Annotated in this window: 16 protein-coding genes; 8 read left to right on the top strand and 8 right to left on the bottom strand. The window is 38.0% G+C overall.

The window, feature by feature from the left end; genetic code table 11:
- Positions 1-6 precede the first annotated feature (6 nt).
- Complete coding sequence (locus tag ABD676_RS12530) at positions 7-1,107, top strand: glycosyltransferase family 2 protein (RefSeq protein WP_344675035.1); 1,101 nt, start codon at positions 7-9, stop codon at positions 1,105-1,107.
- Between the two features lie 5 nt (positions 1,108-1,112).
- Here ABD676_RS12530 and ABD676_RS12525 read toward each other — a convergent pair whose 3' ends face one another.
- Positions 1,113-1,856 carry a lysophospholipid acyltransferase family protein gene (locus ABD676_RS12525; RefSeq protein ID WP_344675034.1) on the bottom strand — a complete coding sequence of 248 codons (744 nt, stop codon included), beginning with the start codon at positions 1,854-1,856 and terminating at the stop codon, positions 1,113-1,115.
- A gap of 581 nt (positions 1,857-2,437) precedes the next feature.
- On the opposite strand from ABD676_RS12525, the gene ABD676_RS12520 reads away from it, so the two are divergent.
- The 4 genes from ABD676_RS12520 to ABD676_RS12505 are packed head-to-tail and all read left to right on the top strand — an operon-like array spanning position 2,438 to position 5,125.
- On the top strand, positions 2,438-2,704 hold the full coding sequence (locus tag ABD676_RS12520; RefSeq protein ID WP_344675033.1) for a DUF2089 family protein: 267 nt from the start codon (positions 2,438-2,440) through the stop codon (positions 2,702-2,704).
- Positions 2,705-2,707: 3 nt separating this feature from the next.
- A complete protein-coding gene (locus ABD676_RS12515) occupies positions 2,708-3,169 on the top strand; it encodes a hypothetical protein (RefSeq protein ID WP_344675032.1) in 462 nt (153 codons plus the stop codon).
- On the top strand, positions 3,159-3,758 hold the full coding sequence (locus tag ABD676_RS12510; RefSeq protein ID WP_344675031.1) for a hypothetical protein: 600 nt from the start codon (positions 3,159-3,161) through the stop codon (positions 3,756-3,758). The genes ABD676_RS12515 and ABD676_RS12510 overlap by 11 nt, the downstream gene beginning before the upstream one ends.
- Before the next feature lie 2 nt (positions 3,759-3,760).
- The gene (locus ABD676_RS12505) at positions 3,761-5,125 is read left to right on the top strand and encodes an alpha/beta hydrolase family protein (RefSeq protein WP_344675030.1); all 1,365 of its coding nucleotides are present in this window, start codon (positions 3,761-3,763) and stop codon (positions 5,123-5,125) included.
- Positions 5,126-5,648: 523 nt separating this feature from the next.
- Here the strand turns inward: ABD676_RS12505 and ABD676_RS12500 are convergent.
- Positions 5,649-6,359 (bottom strand): SDR family NAD(P)-dependent oxidoreductase, encoded by a 711-nt coding sequence (locus tag ABD676_RS12500; protein ID WP_344675029.1) that lies wholly within the window; start codon positions 6,357-6,359, stop codon positions 5,649-5,651.
- Between the two features lies 1 nt (position 6,360).
- Complete coding sequence (locus ABD676_RS12495) at positions 6,361-7,281, bottom strand: lysylphosphatidylglycerol synthase transmembrane domain-containing protein (RefSeq protein WP_344675028.1); 921 nt, start codon at positions 7,279-7,281, stop codon at positions 6,361-6,363.
- 404 nt (positions 7,282-7,685) lie between these two features.
- Between ABD676_RS12495 and ABD676_RS12490 the strand changes: the two genes are divergently transcribed.
- The 3 genes from ABD676_RS12490 to ABD676_RS12480 all read left to right on the top strand — a co-directional run bounded on the left by ABD676_RS12490 (position 7,686) and on the right by ABD676_RS12480 (position 10,567).
- A complete protein-coding gene (locus ABD676_RS12490) occupies positions 7,686-8,246 on the top strand; it encodes a hypothetical protein (RefSeq protein WP_344675027.1) in 561 nt (186 codons plus the stop codon).
- 118 nt (positions 8,247-8,364) lie between these two features.
- Positions 8,365-9,516 carry a GDP-mannose 4,6-dehydratase gene (gmd, locus tag ABD676_RS12485; protein ID WP_344675026.1) on the top strand — a complete coding sequence of 384 codons (1,152 nt, stop codon included), beginning with the start codon at positions 8,365-8,367 and terminating at the stop codon, positions 9,514-9,516.
- Positions 9,517-9,625: 109 nt separating this feature from the next.
- Positions 9,626-10,567: a hypothetical protein gene (locus ABD676_RS12480; protein ID WP_344675025.1), complete on the top strand. Its 942-nt coding sequence runs from the start codon at positions 9,626-9,628 to the stop codon at positions 10,565-10,567.
- 514 nt (positions 10,568-11,081) lie between these two features.
- Here the strand turns inward: ABD676_RS12480 and ABD676_RS12475 are convergent.
- From ABD676_RS12475 to ABD676_RS12455, 5 genes are all read right to left on the bottom strand, one after another.
- Positions 11,082-14,855, bottom strand: a complete 3,774-nt coding sequence (locus tag ABD676_RS12475) for an ATP-binding protein (RefSeq protein WP_344675024.1) — start codon at positions 14,853-14,855, stop codon at positions 11,082-11,084.
- A 90-nt stretch (positions 14,856-14,945) separates the two neighbouring features.
- Complete coding sequence (locus tag ABD676_RS12470; protein WP_344675151.1) at positions 14,946-15,719, bottom strand: succinate dehydrogenase/fumarate reductase iron-sulfur subunit; 774 nt, start codon at positions 15,717-15,719, stop codon at positions 14,946-14,948.
- A gap of 41 nt (positions 15,720-15,760) precedes the next feature.
- Entirely contained in the window at positions 15,761-17,695 is a 1,935-nt protein-coding gene (locus ABD676_RS12465; protein WP_344675023.1) for a fumarate reductase/succinate dehydrogenase flavoprotein subunit, read from the bottom strand.
- A 51-nt stretch (positions 17,696-17,746) separates the two neighbouring features.
- Positions 17,747-18,526 carry a succinate dehydrogenase cytochrome b subunit gene (locus ABD676_RS12460; protein ID WP_344675022.1) on the bottom strand — a complete coding sequence of 260 codons (780 nt, stop codon included), beginning with the start codon at positions 18,524-18,526 and terminating at the stop codon, positions 17,747-17,749.
- 165 nt (positions 18,527-18,691) lie between these two features.
- The gene (locus tag ABD676_RS12455) at positions 18,692-19,276 is read right to left on the bottom strand and encodes a porin family protein (RefSeq protein WP_344675021.1); all 585 of its coding nucleotides are present in this window, start codon (positions 19,274-19,276) and stop codon (positions 18,692-18,694) included.
- Positions 19,277-19,290 lie beyond the last annotated feature (14 nt).

Here is a 19,290-nt window from a genome sequence, read left to right as displayed (position 1 = left end):
TTTATCATGACCATGGTCTACGTGGTTTTGGTACTTTATATGCGTAATGGATGGATGAAAATTCCTTATTTTCATCTTAAACCAATAACCTTCAACAGCAAGGTTACGGTGATAATTGCGGCTCGAAATGAAGAGGAAAATATAGGTAGAACCTTAGATTGCTTAATGGCACAAGATTACCCTAAAGACCTGCTGGAGATCATCGTGGTTGATGATCATTCCAATGATCTAACTGGAAATATCGTTCGTGGCTATGCTAATCGCGGTGTTGACCTCATCACCTTGAATGAAGGGAATAAGCTGAATTCCTATAAGAAATTTGCCATCAACAAAGCTATTGTTGCCTCAAAGGGAGATATCATTATTACCACGGATGCAGACTGTAGAATGGGTCCACAATGGATCAGTACCATCATAGAATGCATGGAAACGCAGGGAAAGGATATGCTTTCCTCACCTGTCTGCTACCATGAGGAAAAGTCCTATTTTGAACGCTTGCAAACCTTAGAATTTCTTTACCTGATTGGCTTAGGAGCCGCAGGTATAGGTAATGGCAACCCAACAACATGTAATGGAGCTAACCTTGCCTATAGAAAGGACTTGTTTCTAGAAATGGGTGGTTTTAAGGGAATAGATGATTTGGCTTCTGGAGATGATGAGCTCTTGCTACATAAGGTAGCAGAATCCAAGCCGCATATTATCGGTTTTTGTAAATCTAAAGCAGCTATCGTTTATACGGAAGCAAAGGAAAATTTAAAGTCCTTCCTTAGTCAGCGAAAACGTTGGGCCTCTAAAAGTACCAAGTATAAGGATAAGAAAGTGGTGGTTTTAGGAATTGCGATCTGGCTTTTTAACCTGGCTTTTTTGTTAAGTCTCCTGTTGTTTGGAATGCAAGGTGAGGACGGAAGAACCCTTGTCCTTTTATCACTTCTCTTTAAGTTCCTAATCGAACTGGTGTTTTTATATCCTGTGATGAAATTTGCAAACCGTAGAGAATTACTGTTCAACCTACCATTATTGACTATAATCCACCCAATATATTTGGTTTATATCGGCATAATTGGAAATATAGGAAAATATGATTGGAAAGGTAGAACGGTGAAATAGTTGATCTAATTTTCTTCTTTCACTCGTAATCGAATAGCGTCTTCTGCCTTTTTCACGATTTCCTCTGGATTTAACCCTTGTATATCGATTGGATCCAACACTTCCCAGGTCATATGCGTAAATGGCCTCAAAGGAAAGGAACCATATTCGACCATTTTATAGGAGCCATTAATAGCTACGGGAACCACTAAAGCATTAGGGTTTTTCTTTAACAAGGTAGCAATTCCTCCTACCGAAAAAGATTTCATTTTACCAGTCTTGGTCCTCGTTCCTTCAGGAAAAATAAAAGCTGACCAATTATGCTGCTTCATGTTATTGGCCAATTTCAAAATCTCTGCAATAGATTGTTTCGGATCTTTACGATCAATATTTGCCGCTCCACCATGTTTCAGGTTGAAAGAGATACTCGGAATACCAGCAGTCAACAATTCAACTTTACTTATGAACTTAGCATGAAATCTTCTCAAAAAGTAAATCATCGGCGGGATATCATACGTACTTTGGTGATTCGCAACAAAAACAATAGGTCTTCCCAAGGGTAAGTTTTTGTTGTCGATGAATTGCGTACGATTGAATAAGGTATAGTTACAAGCCACCAATAAGCCATTTAGAATATCCACACTTTTTTTATGCGCTGAATATCCACCCAATTTCAAGCATAACCATTGAATGGGATGAAAAATGATAAGCGATAAGCCAAAACAAAGGTAAAATATAGGGGTTAGGAAATATCCAAGTACTTTTCTCATGTTCAATTAAAATTGTGCAAATATACATATTTGAAAACGGTTGGGAATTTTTTGTTTCCATATACAAAGTAATCAATTAGATCCTGAAACAAAACCACTTTTATCCACCTTCGCATGGGTAAAATTTGCATCTTGAAGATAGTAAATTTTTAGGTTTTTTAAGACTTGGGTCCTTATACTATATACTTTGTACTAAATACTATTTCAAGGGGTTTTATTCGCTACTCTAACGGATCTCCTTCGGAACTTGTTCGGATCTCCTTCGGATCTCGTTCGGTTCCGACCGAACGAGATCCGAAGGAGATCCTTGTCAGATCCCTAGAAATTCCGTCTGATTCACGGAGCAATATCAGTTCATTTCCGAGTTTCTGTTAAATGAAATTAGGAAGACAATCTTTTTTCAATTAAAGCTTGGTAAAGGAATCACAAAGTTAAGAGGAAGAGATTTTTTGGAAAACAAGATTTTCTTAGCATGAAGAGGTTATATGAATTCAATGTGTCTCAATTGATGAAATAATATTGATTAAAATTTGAATATTATTAAAATGATGTTTAAATTTATTAAAAAATATATTTATAAAATGAAGTTTCCATTGCATTGTCCAGCCTGTAATCAGGAAATGACCGTTGTTAAGCTACATTGCGAGAGCTGTCAAACTGAAGTTACAGGACGTTTTGCCTTACCCTTGTTCATGCAGTTGGATGCCGATGAACAAGATTTTATTCTTCAATTTTTATTGGATTCCGGGAGTCTAAAGGAGATGGCAAATAAAATGGGGAAAAGCTATCCTACAGTACGGAATAAGCTTGATGAATTAATCGAAAAAGTTAAAAGTTTACAAGTATAAGTTATGCGTTTCGAAGAAAAGCAAAATATGATCAGCCCCTGGATATTAATCATCATGGCTGTGGTATTTGGGAGCATTATTTATCCGCATATAAATGATTTAGAAAGCATTTGGAAAGATCCGGGTTTTTATATCTTATTTGTGGTATTTGGTCTTTTATTTTTGATGAATCTAACTACACGATATGATGAAGAAGGTATTTACATCAATTTTATTCCATTGGTTTGGAATAAGCGGATTAGTTGGAAAGAGATTCAGTATGCACGATTGGAGACCTATGGACTATTTGATTACGGTGGTTGGGGATACCGTATGGGAAAATCGGGAACTGCCATTACAGCAAAGGGGAAATACGGTATGAAGATAGCCTTGATGTCCGGGAAATTCCTTTTGATAGGGACGCAACATCCAGAAGAAATACAACGAATTATAAACCATTATTTACCAATTGAAAATGAAAGCTAAGCTCTGGAAGCGAATTTTTTATCCCTTTGAAAACAATACCAGTAATGCTTTATTGGTTGTGGGCATCCTGGGGTATTTAGGCTTAAGTCTATTGGGGAGTCAATGGGATTTTATTTCTGATGGCATTATACAGATGCACAGTAGTAAACCAAGAGTACTATGGCAAGTCCTTATCAATAATGCGATCAATAGTTTAAGCTTAAGTGTGCTGTTATTCTTGCTAGCACGATTAGTTTACAGCAAAACACGCTATATCGATGTATTGACGGTGGTGTTAATCAGTCAGCTCTGTTTGCTTATTAATGGGCTGTTATTGTTTAACCCGGCGCAACAAGCAGCGCAAAAAGACTTGATTCCCATCATTCTTAAGGGCGATTTCACACTGAACGAAATTCAAGTCAATCAGTTTGTTTGGATGACCATATTGGGGATTTTAGCCTTGGTTTTTATCTTTTACTTTTTTGTGCTCTTAATTCAAGGTATGAAAATTGCCATGAATTCAAAGAAAGGCTATCATGCGGTATTTATTATCGTATTTACGCTTTTACTGGATATAATATTATGGATCGTAAGACCTTATTTAGGATAGAAATGAAGAAATATTTACTGTTTTTATTTACACTGTTTGGATGCAGTGTTGGCTTTGCTCAGTCTTTTGAAGGAACTTGGCAAGGAAGTTTAACCATTCAGGGTATGGAGCTGCCCTTGGTATTCAATTTGAAATATGATGGGGGATGGACAGGCAACATGCAGAGTCCAAAGCAGTCTAATGCTAAGATGCCCATATCCAAAATTAAAGCATCTGCCGACTCCATTTATATAACGGTAGATCCAATAGGCCTATCGTATGCTGGGAAATTGAGTGCCGATAAAAGCTTTATCGACGGTCAAATTAAGCAAGGAGGATTAAATGCCCCAATGAAAATGGTTAGACAGACCGCAAGCAATGCTGTGAAGTCAATAGAACTCGTAAGAACACAAACGGTGAATGCTCCTTATCCATATGATGCCTTAAATGTTAATTTTGAAAACACAGTGGATAAGGTAACCTTGTCTGGTACATTGACCAGTCCAAAAGAAAAAGGTCGTTATCCGGCGGTTATTTTAATATCAGGTTCAGGCCCTTCTGATCGGAATTCTAGTTTCTATGGTCATGAACCATTTAAGGTGTTGGCGGATTACTTAACTCGTCAAGGAATAGTAGTATTGCGCTATGATGATCGAGGAATTGGTGAGTCGACGGGCGATTATAAATTGGCTACAACTGGTGATTTGAGCAAGGATGCCTTAGCGGGGCTGAAATACCTTCGCAAACAGGCAAATGTTGACCCAAAGAAAGTCGGAATAATTGGTCATAGCGAAGGAGGATTAATTTCCCTGTTATTGGCCGGACAACGTGTGGCAGGATTGGACTTTATCGTTTCCTTAGCTGGTCCAGCGTTGAAAATCGATTCACTAATGATTCTACAAAATGAGGCAGTTGCCAAGTCAGTTAATCAAAAGGTCAGTCAACAAGAAATCCAACGGATTAAGCGGAATTATAAGATTGCCAAGAGTGATATGTCAACTGAAAAAGCTTTTGCAGAAATTATGGCCAACTTGAAAGATATTCCGGGTTCTCAGACTCCGGAGTTTGCTGATCAAATCGGTGTGCTTATTACACCTTGGTATCGTTATTTCTTAAAGATCGATCCGGTGCCTTTTATTCGTAAAATAAAGATCCCAGTATATGCTGCTTTTGGTGGAAAAGATATTCAGGTTACGGCGCCAGAAAATGCTGAAAGCTTAACAGATAACCTGCCTAAGAATAGTAAATCGGTTATAAAGATCTATCCAGAGGATAACCACTTATTTCAACCAGCAAAAACCGGTGCTGTAGCAGAATACCCAGAGATTCCGGTTACTCTGGATCCAACATTATTGTCGGATATCAGTAATTGGATTAAAAAACTATAGGCCAATTGGGATTAAAGCATTTTAAGGTATAAAAAATAAGAAACGGCTCTCCAAAAGGAGAAGCCGTTTCGTTTTTCAAAGGTATTTGATAGGGTGAATGTATTACATGATAATAGGGCAAATACATGCCCCTGAATTTGCTAAAGAATAATCAGAAAACTGCAGTTCGCATTTTTCTAGATCATTGAACAAATTCTTATGTTATTATTTTTTTATTGTTGATTTGTTGGCTTTCTGTTTTTCACACTAGGCTAATTTTATATCCTTTTGTTCAATTTCTGTGCCAATGTATAACATAAGGTTTAGGGAGAGTGGTTGGAGTGAAACTTCATCTTAATTGTTTTCAAAAGGAGATTTAATCTTACAGGGTGACAATTAAAGGTTCTTAAAAAAACCTCTTTTAACAACAGGAAAATTGTTTCCACGAAAGTTGAAACCTAAAAAAGAAATAGCGTTCTTTTAAGCTTTTTAACTGAATAAGAAGAGCCTTATTGAATAATTTTTTATTTAAAATCCTTTTGGTTTATGGCGTAGTATTAGCTACGGGCAACACTTTACCGTTATAGAATTTATTGGCATTTTGTGCAAATTCTGCTACATACCTTCCCATTTCGAATGCTAATGTCCCTGCTTGTAAGTCAGGAAAAGCGGCTTCAAACATTTCGGTTTGAGATGAGCCTAATGCTAAACAATTCACTTGAATATTTTTATCCTTAAACTCTTCCGCTAAACACTCTGTAAGAATTGCTAATGCGCCTTTACTGCTGGAATAGGCTGCTAGTCCTGGAAACTTTGCAGACCCTTGGAAGCCGCCCATACTGCTGATGTTAACAATATGGCCGCCTTTCGTCATTAAGGGTGCTACATGTTTTATCATGTTCACATGACCCAATAAATTCGATTGAAACATTTGTGCGAAATCCTCAGTACTGGATTCCAGGAATGGCTTATAGATTAAAGCCCCTGCATTATTAATCAGAATATCCACATGCTCCATTTTTGATTGGATGAATGGCACCAATGAGTTTGGATAGTCGTCATAAACGATATCAAATTGTGCCGGATATAATTTTCCGCCATCATGGTTTAGGGAACTTGCGATTTCATGAAGCTTCCGTAGTTTATCCGCTGAACGTGCTAATGCGATGACGGTATTATTCTTATTTGCTGTTAGATCTAGCACCGCCTCAAAGCCAATACCTGAGCTGGCACCAGTTATAATGATATTTGCCATATTAATCTTTTTCAAGTTCTTCTTCGACTTCTTTTGCCGAAGGTAATTTATCGGTTCCTAGGCGTTGCGGTCTGAAGAGGTAATATAATCCGCTAGAAGCAACAATTAGGGAAATGATGTAGAAAACAATGGACATGGTCAAGGATATTTCCTTGGTTAACTGAAGATACTTCGCTAACTCGACCATGGCATTGTCCCGAACACCAATTGCTCCACCTACAGAAGGAATAATTGCTGTAAGGGAGGAAATCATAAATATGAATATGTAGGGAGAGAATTTCCCATCAAAACCTATGGAGTATAGGATAGCGATAGCAGCTGCTGCCTGAAATCCTTGTACAAATAAGGCTTTAATATGTGTTGTTAGGAAGTTGTGTAAGAACTCCTTAAAATACAAGCGTAAAACATAGAGGTAACTCAGTGTGCCGATTAGAAGTACAGAAATCGTCAAGTAATTGGGGATTGCTAATCGAGGCATGAAAATTATCAAAGCGCCAATCACCATCGCTAATGCCCAAAGACCACTTAATCGGTCAAAGAATACGGCTCCGAGTACCTTCCGGCGTGAAATATTGAAATTCTTTTTTAGGAAAAAGATCTTATAGCCATCTCCACCAATTCCACCTGGAAGGAAGAAGTTATAGAGTAATCCTAATTGATACAGTCGGAGGTTATATCGTTCCGGGAGGTTAATACCAATCGCTTTAAAGAAAGAATTTAATCGAGATGAGGCCATTAAAATAGAACAGCTATATAATATTAGAGCCAACAAGAGGTACCAAGGGTTACTGTTGAGTATACCTACTTTAAGTTCTTGGAGTTGCTCAGGAGTAATTTTTGCACTTACCCAATAGATTGCCCCTGCGGTAATGGCTACCTTCAGCAAGGTTTTGAGTATATCCATTAATTTTTTCTTGTTCATGGATTGGGCTTGTCAAATTAAAGTACTGGATAGATTCTGGAATACAACATGATTAAATAAAAGAGCAAAAAAGCACCGCTGAGACTGAAAAGCCAGTTGATGTCGGTTTTTTTATACTTCTCTCTGAGCATGAGGACCATCAGCACTAGAAAAATTAAAAATAAAGTTATGGGCGCAAATATAGCCCATTTATGTGGGAAAAATAGGGATATTTTGTTCAGTAAATTAGCATCTTTGCTGAAAGTGAATGCGATTCCTAGGATAAGGATGACAAGTATAAATCGGAGGATCGCCTTGGCAACGATTTTGCTTATGGTATGATTTTTGGATGTGTTGTTCATCAAAATTAGCGGCAATTTTTGTTTACTAATATACATTTAATATACTATTTTAAACTTTGTAATATGCATAAACGTATTTTTTCGTTTTTAACCCTGTTAACCTGTGTGTTAATATTGGGAAGTTGTGGTGCCCCTAAAAAGGGAGGTACTAGCGGAAGTTCAGGAACTGAAACTTCTGCTCAAGGTCCGTCTGCTTCACAGTGGCGTACAGGTGTAAAAGGAAAATGGGTTTTAAATTCTGTTACTAGAGAGAATATCCCAAGTTCTTACACCATTAAGAATATTTTTGATGAGGCTCCGGTGGATTGTTTCATTGGTTCTGTATGGGATCTTCCAGGTGGAAACCAACGTGGTAGCATTACATTCAATGCTGAGGGTAACCTTTGTGCCAACGGTGCAGTACGTACTATTGTATGGTCCATCTTTAACCCAGGTAAAACTGGAGGACAGCCATCTTTCCAATTCAAAAAGTTATATGCTGGAGACAAAGCTACCAATGTGACTAGCGGATACCGCTTAGACCTTTCGTATGCTGATGAGTCTGCTCTTGAAATGCGTATGCCAATACCATTGGATAATGGTCAAGGTACTTTATTGTTCAAATTTAGCCGCGTAGCGAACTAATCTGAATTAAAATTGTAAAAAAATTGAAGCCGTAGCTAGAAACTACGGCTTTATTATTTTGTATTCTCAATCGATTGCAGTTAATTTGCGCTATATTATCCGGATATTACCACAAACAATGAGTTCAGAAGTACAAAAGGTTGCTCTTATTACAGGGATTACAGGTCAAGACGGTGCCTATTTAGCCGAATTTTTATTGAAAAAAGGTTATCTCGTGCATGGATTGAAAAGAAGAAGCTCTTCTTTTAATACCGATCGCATTGACCACCTTTATCAAGACCCCCATGAACTAGGTAGAAACTTTGTGCTCCACTATGGTGATTTAACTGACTCCACAAACCTTATTCGAATTATTCAAGAGACGCAGCCTGATGAAATTTATAATCTGGCGGCACAATCGCATGTTAAGGTAAGTTTTGATACACCGGAGTATACTGCAAATGCCGATGGCTTAGGGACTTTACGTATTTTGGAGGCTGTTCGCCTGTTGGGATTAATCGAAAAGACACGAATCTATCAAGCATCTACGTCAGAATTATATGGCTTGGTACAGCAAGTTCCGCAAAGTGAAACTACTCCATTTTACCCTAGAAGCCCTTATGCGGTAGCCAAAATGTATGCTTACTGGATAACAGTGAACTACAAAGAGGCTTATGCGATGTATGCTTGTAATGGTATTTTATTTAATCATGAAAGCCCGGTAAGAGGGGAGACTTTTGTTACTCGTAAGATTACACGTGCTGCTGCAAAGATTGCTTTGGGACTACAAGATAAGTTGTTTTTAGGAAATCTTTCCGCACAACGCGATTGGGGACATGCTAAGGATTATGTCGAAGCTATGTGGCTTATCCTTCAACAGGAAAAAGCAGAAGATTTTGTGATAGCGACTGGTGTGACCACTACTGTTCGTGACTTTGTTCGATTGGCCTTTGCTGAATTAGGTATAGTCATTGAGTTTTCTGGTAAAGGGGAAGCCGAAAAAGGAGTGATTATAGATCGTGAGGATGATCGCTTAGCAGAGCTAGGTTTGAATCCTGAAAATATTAAACTTGGTCAAACAGTTGTTAAAGTTGATTCAAGATATTATAGACCTACCGAAGTTGATCTTTTAATTGGAGATCCAAGGAAGGCTAATGAGAAATTAGGCTGGAAACCTAAATACAGCCTTGATATGCTGGTAAACGAAATGGTTTTGTCGGATCTAAAGCTGATGAAGAAGGAGGAATACCTGAAGGCTGGAGGCTTTGACACCTTAAATTATTTTGAGTAACAGCAAGTTGGAACAGTATTTGCTACTTAAGTTAAATTATTATTAAAAAAATGTTGCGACCTCATAATCATGTTATGAGGATCAACATAAAGGTTACGTTTATATTATCATGAAGATTGAGGAACATAAAGTAGGCAGTCCCAAATCAGTAGATGAACCGGTAGGTAAACGAGATAACTCAAAGATCTACTTTTTCATTATAGCCATTGCCGCGCTTTTAGCGACAAACATATATTTCTACGTCAAGTTTAAATCTTCGGGAGAGAAGCTTTATACAGTTACTTTGCAGAAGGAGAACTTACAGACAGAAATTGACCGTATAGAAGCAGAATTGGATAACCTGAAGGCTCAAAATGTAGTGCCAACTGAAGAATTAAATGCTGCTGAGCAAGATGCTCGTGGTAAGATTGAGGAACTCCGTAAAGGCTTAGAAAAAGGAGAGGTTTCGGACAAAGACGTAGAAGCAGCCAAGCAAGATGTAGCACGATTGAAAGATCAGGTGGCAAAAATTAAGGATGAGATTACTGGATTGCGTATTAAGAATGAACTGCTTGCTGAGACCAATAGTCAATTAAAGGAGGAAGTTAATTCTAGCAATAATAAGGTTGAGGCTTTGAATTCAGAGCGTAGAAGCTTGAATGATAAGATTAGTAAGGCCTCTAACTTAAAAGTATCTAATATTCATATTGCGGGTGTAGAATTGAAAAAAAGTGGCGATGTTGAATTGGAAACTAAGGCTAAGCGAATCGACAAAATGCAAATCAACTTCACCTTAGCAGATAACCCTTTAGCTGCGGTAGGTAAAAAAGATATTTATGTGCGTATCATCAATCCAAAAGGCAATCTGATTGCTGATTCAGAGGATTTGTTTTATGTGCATGGTGAAAAACTTCAATATACATTTAAAGAATCAATCAACTTCTCGAACAACGGTCAAGAATATCAAATGACCTGGTCCGATGAAGGACATAAATTCCAAAAGGGCGCTTATACGGTATTGTTGTATGCAGACAATGCTATAATGGGTAGGTCTTCAATTGTGTTGAAATAAGAGAATTAGAATAAAGATATTGCCTTTTATTTCTTTTTTAAGATATATAAAGGGGATTAACCAGATACAGAAGGTCGATGTTTACATCGGCCTTTTTTGTTGGGTGGAGATTAGATGTGAGATATGAGACCGCTACGCTGTTAGAAATGAGATGTGAGATCGCTCTGCTGTTAGATATTAATGGATCTTAAGGTTTTTGTGATTTTTGTTGTGCTGTTATGCGGTCGAAGCATGCTTCGACCCTACATTTGGAGGTATTGACGTAAGTAATTTTACGATTGTTAGTAGGAGCGATGCATGCATCGCCCGCTTACTTATCTATATAAAATTCTTTGCTATAAAGTTTGAAGTTCGTTCGGCTAGCCTCACGATGTCTCGATCTTGCGGGGGGGGAATGAGACTCTTCGCTTCGCTCTGAGTTGTAAATAGCGAACTTGTTTCCCGCCAATAGGTCTAATTACTAAATACTTAATACTATCTACTACCCTTAGGGCTCCGCAGGGTTCACATCTCATCAAGCCATAATATCCGACTCCTTATAGAGAGGAAGCACGATGGTAAAGGTTGTTCCGATTCCTTGGAAGGTGCTGAATGTTATCTCACCAGACATGGATTCTACGGTTTTTTTAACGAATGCAAGACCTAGTCCTGTCCCTGAACTTTTTGTGGTGAAGTTCGGTTGGAAGATCTTTGGAATAACGTCTGCTGGAATACCCATACCATTGTCCTTGACAATAATCTTTACTTTGCCTTCTTCAGCATTTTCTAGGATAATACTGATCAGGTGTTTCTTGCGACCAATGGATGCCTCGATGGAGTTCTTGATTAAGTTATTGAAGGTACGCAGGAGTTGATCTCGGTCACCAAATACAAATACCTTTTCATTGTCTGTATTGTTAATCACCTTGATGTAGGTGTTTTGACTGTTGTGGAAAGTATTTGCCGATTTATTAATCTTCTCAATGATGTTAATCTTAGCGAGATTGGTGTCTGGCAATTTGGCAAAATTGGAGAATTCTGTTGCAATCCTGGATAGACTATTGATTTGCTCAATAAAAGAATTGGAGAACTTATAGAATCGTTCTTCAAATCGAGGGTCATTTTCACTGTAACTTCTGGAAAGCATTTGGATCCCCAGCTTCATTGGAGTCAATGGATTCTTAATTTCATGAGCAATCTGTTTAGCCATTTCACGCCATGCATACTCACGCTCTGTACTCTTCAGTTGCTTGGCATTTTCTTCCAGCTTAACGATCATAAAATTGTATTCCTTCACTAAGGCGCCAATTTCATCATCACGCTCCCAATATAAGGGCTCATTTGGTTTGTTGCTGAACATGGTCTCGGATAATTTGCGCCCGATAAGGTTCAATGGTTTGGTGATCGAATTGGCAACTAATACCGTAATGAAACCCATACCTAATACAATGATGGTGTAAATGTTTAGGAGGGTGTTCAATAAAAGGTTCTGACTCTCATTTTCCTCTTCCTGAGAGGTAAAATAAGGGATGCTTAGAAAAACTAAGGTGTTGAAATCCGTGTTCTTGATAGCTGCGTAAGAAGAGTTGTAATTAAAAAGAACAATTCGCTCATTGATGTAAGCGTCGGTTTTCTTGACAACATTCAGGGCATTGAAGGCTAATGGGTTGATAAACTTCGATACTAACTTGCTATCATAGATACGGGGCTGTGTTGTAAAATTTAATTTTCCGTTCTTATCATATAGATTAAAGTCCGTTACGGTCGTTTCCGATAGCTGGCTTACAATCTCCCGGATTTGAGATTCGGAGTCAATAGGGGAGGTCTGAAGCCTATTCTCGATCTTTTTAACAACATCGAGGATGTAATTCTGTCTTTGCTGTACCTTAGACTTTTCAAATTGTTGGTTAATACTGATGAAGGATATCAATCCCGATACCACAACGGCAAATATTACAACACCTACAATCATGGTTTGAATCCTGGTACTGTACTGAATTCTGTTAATGATAATCTTGAAATGGTATTTAATGCTGGAGACGTTAAAAGACTTCTGCGCAACTGTCATGATCACATAACGGATTGCATTAAATATCAAGAAGAAGATGTATAGTGATAAAAACAAGAAGGAGAATATCGCTACGGATTGCCAGAATGTAAGACGAGGGGTACTCACCACTAAAGTAGAATGCTCATCTGGTTTGTAAACTACATGAAAATAACCATTGAAGTCTTCTACATTGATATACTGCTGTATCTTTCCACCGAATTGCTTATCCTTATTCGGGTATGTGAATGAGCCATTTTGCGTTAATAGGTTTTCATCGCGGTACAGGGCAAAGCTTGATGCATTGATATGGTAATTTCGGATGAATTCAATCTTACTATCCACTAGAATTTCCGGATAAGGCAAGGCTGTACCGAATGCTCTGTTTTTAAGGTTTAGGAAGACCTGTACGACCTTATCTTCTTCTCCCTCTAATGGAATGTCGAATTGTAGGAAGTATTCGTGTGTGCCAAGCTCTGAACGTAATCTATAGAAATGCTCCGTCTGTGGTACTTTGGTTGATTTGTTAATTACCTTTTCCCTGTATTCTTCAATTTTATCATTTGGATAAATACCTAAGGCTTGTCCATTGAAATAGTAATATCCATTGAACTCAAATTTGGAGAGGTATCCACTAAAGTAATTCGCTTTGATATAATTGTTAATGGAATTGGTGTTGATGTGATCCGTCTGATTTCGTTGGAACATGTAAGAGAAGGATTTCTTCAACTGTTCATCATTAAGAATGCGGTTTTCCATATCCACAAAAAGAGCTGTGGCATTCAAATCATCCTCAGCCTCCAATTGATTCAGGGTAATCTTCATTTCACGCTCTACCTTGTTATGTATGCTACGCATATAGACCGAGGTGGTCATAAATGCAAGGAACACCAAAGTCAAAATAAAGGTGGACATGGTCAGACTCACCCTAACCTTACTATAGGCCCTTAGCATGATAACAGCTGCTAAGAATATGTTGAAAAAGGTATTGTCTCCAATAATCAATGCATTTAATATGATGGCAGATACTAGAGCGATCAATTGTATGTTAAGGAAGGATGTCGTATTTGGGAGTATGGATTTCAGTATTCCAACTATGGAATCAATAAAATACAATAAAATTACCATATTGATACAGATGATCAATATGTTCAACCAGCTATATGATGTAAACGACAAAAGATTCGTTAAATCAAGTCCGACTGCTGAGCTATTGGTAATTAAAGTCGATAAGTGAAAAAACAAGAGATTACTGATGATGTAAATACTCAGAATTCCAATTAATGCAATAATGTTTATAGCCGGGTAGTTGAGTTTTTTTAGCGGTATTTTAAGGTATTGCTGAATGGAACGAATATAAAATACTAACCAAACTACAGAAATAGTGGTCATAAAGAAAGACCAAAGATTTGGTAGTATGGGGCTATAAGCATAATATTTAGGGTCGAATAGTCCTAAGCTGGATTTGGAACTCAACCAGTTCGTGTTTAAATCGACATATCGTGTTAGTGCCAATATAACAGCAAAAAATAGAATGGAGAACCAAGGCCGACCATCCTTTGCGACCATTAAACAGATGTTATTGACTAAGATGATGAAGAATATAGATGCGAAAATCCAACACATGAATTGAATATTCATGTACACGTTATCCTGCTTACCTTCTTTTAGTTTGACTGAGAACAAGTAAGAGCCATCCTTGCTGTAAATGTTCTTAACAGTTCCAGAGTCATTGTACTCGGCAATTGTTAAATTATCTGTCTTGATGAGCTTACTGGAGAAGATATTAACTAGATACTCGTTGTTGAATGGGAAATTGGTAATAACGGGTATTAGCGCGATGACAGTTGTCCGATTGTTTAGGACCTTTCGCTTAAGGACATAATATCGGTTATCCGATTTATGAAAATTTACATCGGTTTTTAGACCATCTAGATTGACGGGGACATAGGTGTTATTACTCCAAAAGATAGGTTGGTTGTCTTTGTAGATGTAGAAGTAAAGTCTGTTTTTGTCGACTTGCTTTTGAGTTATCTCTAAGACTTGACTTGGATAGAGCTCCACATTTGAAAATGCTTTCATGATAGCGGAGTCTGCGAAGATCTCGTCTAACTTATCCTCATAATCGTGGAGGTTATTTGAAATGGTTCTGGTGTCTAATTCCAACATATCGTCCTTTGTGACGATATTATTGATGGTTATGGCCGTTACAAGAAAGGAGACCGTGAGTATTAGCAGCAGAAACCGTATATTATTACCCATTCTTCATTTTATCTGAACAGTAAATATAAATAATAAAAAAGTCCTCGCAACAATAATTGCGAGGACTTTATAAAAGAAATACACTTTTAACTACGCGTGTACATCTTCTTGACGGAAGAATTTCGCAGTGAAGTATTCACGATTCATTCTTGCGATGTTAGTAAGTTTAATTCCTTTCGGACACTCAGCTTCACATGCTCCAGTGTTGGTACAGTTACCAAATCCTTCAGCATCCATTTGGTCAACCATAGCTTGAGCACGCTCATAACGCTCGGTCTGTCCTTGTGGTAATAAAGCAAATTGAGAAATCTTAGCTGATACGAACAACATAGCAGATGCATTTTTACATGCTGCCACACAAGCTCCACAACCAATACAAGTTGCAGATTCGAATGCTTCATCAGCAACACGCTTAGGGATCAAGATGTTGTTGGCATCTTGAGGGCCACCTGTATTCACATTGACATATCCACCCGCTTGTTGAATACGGTCAAATGATGTTCTATCTACAGCTAAATCTTTTAATACTGGGAATGCTGCAGCACGCCAAGGTTCAATGACGATGGTCTGGCCATCGTGGAATGAACGCATGTGTAACTGACAAGTTGTGATTCCGTATTTAGGACCATGCGGACGACCGTTGATCACTAAGGAACACATACCACAAATACCTTCACGACAGTCGTGGTCGAAATAAATAGGATCCTCTCCTTTACGTGTTAAATCTTCATTTACCACGTCTAACATTTCCAAGAAAGACATATCATCAGCGATATCTTTAGCTTGGATAGTTACGAATTGACCCTTGTCGTTTATGTTTTTTTGACGCCAAATTTTTAGCGTTAAATTCAAATGTCCACTCATGATAATACTATTGAGTAACAAAAGGCCCATAAGCCAATTGCTTATTTATAACTTCTTTGTGTTAACTTAACGTTTTCGAATACTAAATCCTCTTTATGCAATACCTCAGGTTGTTCATCACCTTTATATTCCCAAGCTGAAACATAAGCATAGTGCTCGTCATCACGTTTTGCTTCTCCTTCTTCAGTCTGTGACTCTAAACGGAAGTGACCACCACACGATTCATTACGGTTTAAGGCATCAACAACCATTAGCTCTCCTAATTCCAAGAAATCAGCTACACGACCTGCTTTTTCAAGAGACATGTTTAACTCCTCGTTCTCACCTAATACACATGCATCAGACCAAAACTCTTTACGCAATTCCTGGATTAAACCTTTTGCTTTAGTTAATCCTTCAGCAGTACGAGCCATACCACAGTATTCCCACATGATATGTCCTAATTTCTTATGGATATCATCAACTGTTTTGCTTCCTTTAAGGGCTAACAATTTATTGATACGCTCTTCTACTTCTTTACGTGTTTGCTCAAAAGCAGGATTGTTTTTGTCTACTGGATTGAAGTTTCCAATCTTAGCTAAGTAATCTCCCACAGTGTAAGGAATTACAAAGTAACCATCAGAAAGTCCTTGCATTAATGCTGATGCACCAAGACGGTTAGCACCGTGATCCGAGAAGTTAGCTTCTCCTAAACAGTATAAACCAGGTACTGTAGTCATTAAATTGTAATCAACCCATACACCACCCATGGTATAGTGAACCGCTGGGTAGATACGCATTGGCTGCTCATAAGGATTTTCATCAGTGATCTGGTAGTACATGTCAAATAAGTTACCGTATTTGGCTTCTACCACATCTTTACCCAAACGTTGGATAGCTTCAGCGAAATCTAAGAATACTGCTACTCCCGATTTACCAACACCACGTCCTTCGTCAACCATTTCCTTCGCATTACGTGATGCTACGTCACGAGGAACTAAGTTACCGAATGAAGGATATTTTCTTTCCAAGAAGTAATCACGATCATCCTCTTTAATATCTTTAGGCTTCAATTCTCCTTTACGAAGTTTCTCCGCCATCTCAATTGTCTTAGGAACCCATACACGTCCGTCATTACGTAATGACTCAGACATCAAGGTTAATTTTGACTGGTGATCACCAGTTACAGGAATACAAGTAGGGTGGATCTGCGTGTAACATGGATTCGCAAAGAAAGCACCACGTTTGTGAGCTCTCCAAGCAGCTGTTACATTACAGCCCATTGCATTTGTAGACAAGAAAAATACGTTTCCATAACCACCTGTACAAAGCAATACTGCATGTCCTTCATGTGCTTCTACTTTACCAGTAACTAAATCACGGGTAATGATACCACGAGCTTCACCATCGATTTTCACTAAATCCAACATCTCATGTCGAGTATAAGATTTAACTTTTCCTTTTTGAATTTGACGGTTTAAAGCCGAGTAAGCACCTAATAATAATTGTTGTCCTGTTTGACCACGTGCATAGAATGTACGGGATACTTGCGCACCACCAAAAGAACGGTTATCTAAAAGACCACCATATTCACGAGCGAAAGGAACACCTTGCGCCACACATTGGTCAATAATATTTACAGAAACTTCCGCTAAACGGTATACGTTTGCTTCACGAGCGCGGTAGTCACCACCTTTGATGGTGTCATAGAATAAACGGAAAACAGAGTCACCGTCATTTTGATAATCTTTCGCGGCGTTGATACCTCCTTGTGCTGCGATAGAGTGAGCACGTCTTGGAGAATCTTGATAACAGAAAGTTTTTACATTATAGCCTAATTCAGCTAATGAAGCCGCAGCAGATGCACCCGCTAATCCAGTTCCAACAACGATAATGGTAAACTTACGTTTGTTGGCTGGGTTAACCAGTTTCATCTCAAATTTATGTTTTGACCATTTTTCGGCCAATGGGCCTGCAGGTACTTTTGAATCTAACATATTCTCTATATTTATTTAGTAGACCTCGTTTTTACTTGGCCTTTAAATAATCTATTTTACAAAATAAAAATACAATGGCATCGCCGCAAATAGGATAGGGATGATGATACCAAACACCCAAACACCAATTGCTCTGATGATTCCATTGTAACGTCTGTGGTTAAAACCAACCGTCTGAAACGCTGATTGGAAACCGTGGATCAAGTGGAATGACAATGCTGCCATACCCAATACATAAAGTCCTACCAAAAGTGGATTTTGGAAAGTTACTTCTACTTGCTTGTACAAGTCTTTCGTCTTAATAACTTCGAAACCTGCATCCACATACTCACGATACTCCGTGTAATCTGCTGGAAGTGCGTCTTGATTGTTAATCTGTCTAGCACCTGTAGCCAATTCCGTTTGGTATTCTACGTAAGGTGTAGTACCAAATTTGTATTGGAACCAGAAGTTTTGCATGTGTGTAACAATGAAAACTAACAATACCGTCCCTAAAATCCCCATGTTACGAGAATTCCATGCGCTGTTTGCTTTGCCGTCGTATTGGTTGTATCCAATTGGTCTTGCAGCTTTATTCTTAGTAGTTAAGATCAATGCGTATACGGCATGAACGATAATGGATAGATAAAGTAGGTAGGAAACTACTTTAATCGGGGTAAAGTGGGTCATAAAAAATGCGTATTTGTTGAACGCATACCCCGCATCATCTTTAAAGAGTTGTAAGTTACCAATCAAGTGAACTATTAAGAACGTACATAAGAACAATCCTGTCAAGCTCATGATTAGTTTCTTCCCTAGTGAAGATGTTAATACTGGCTTTGATTTACTCATTATTACTATGAATTTAATTTAGTTTCGCAAATCTATCTATTTGACGACACATAACACGATTATATGTTCAAAATTGCCCTAATTTAGAATGGTTCTAATTTCAATGTAAAAAATAAGGCCTGATTTTAATAAATCAGGCCAAATACTTTGTCTTTTAAGTTTCTTTTATAAGAAGGCATATCCAATACCTACTGACCACATACTAACTTTCTGTGATCTGTCGCTATTTTGGCTGATATTACTCAAACCGTGCTCATAACGTAAGTCAACAGTGAAGTTTCTGATGTCAGCTCCAATACCGCCGATAATACCAGTAGATGATTTTTTGTAATTGTCAATGTCTGTAGCAGATTTAAAATCTACTTTACCATCTTGAGCAAAAGAGAATACTGGACCCGCTTGGATACGAACGCCCAAAGGCCCTAATCCAATCTTTGTACCTAATAAAATAGGTAAGTCCATACTCTTTAATACGGCTTCTCCATTCTCGCCATCTTCATCTTTAAATCCTGCTTTTTTCTGAGAATAATATAATTCCGGTTGTACGTGGAAGCCAGCAGCTCCTACACGACCCCAAACACCAATCTGGTAACCAGTCTTCGTGTCCGAGTTCAACCATTTGCCATCTGATTTAAGGCTGGAAAAATTCAAAGCACCTTTGATACCTAATTTTAAGCTCGGTAACAATTGAGCTTGACTGAACTGCACACAAAATAGCATAGCAGCAAATCCAAGTATAATTTTTTTCATATTAAAAATTTATA

The sequence above is a fragment of the Sphingobacterium kyonggiense genome (genome assembly GCF_039536825.1).
GTDB classification, from domain to species: domain Bacteria; phylum Bacteroidota; class Bacteroidia; order Sphingobacteriales; family Sphingobacteriaceae; genus Sphingobacterium; species Sphingobacterium kyonggiense.
This window is presented reverse-complemented; position numbering and strand designations above follow the sequence as displayed.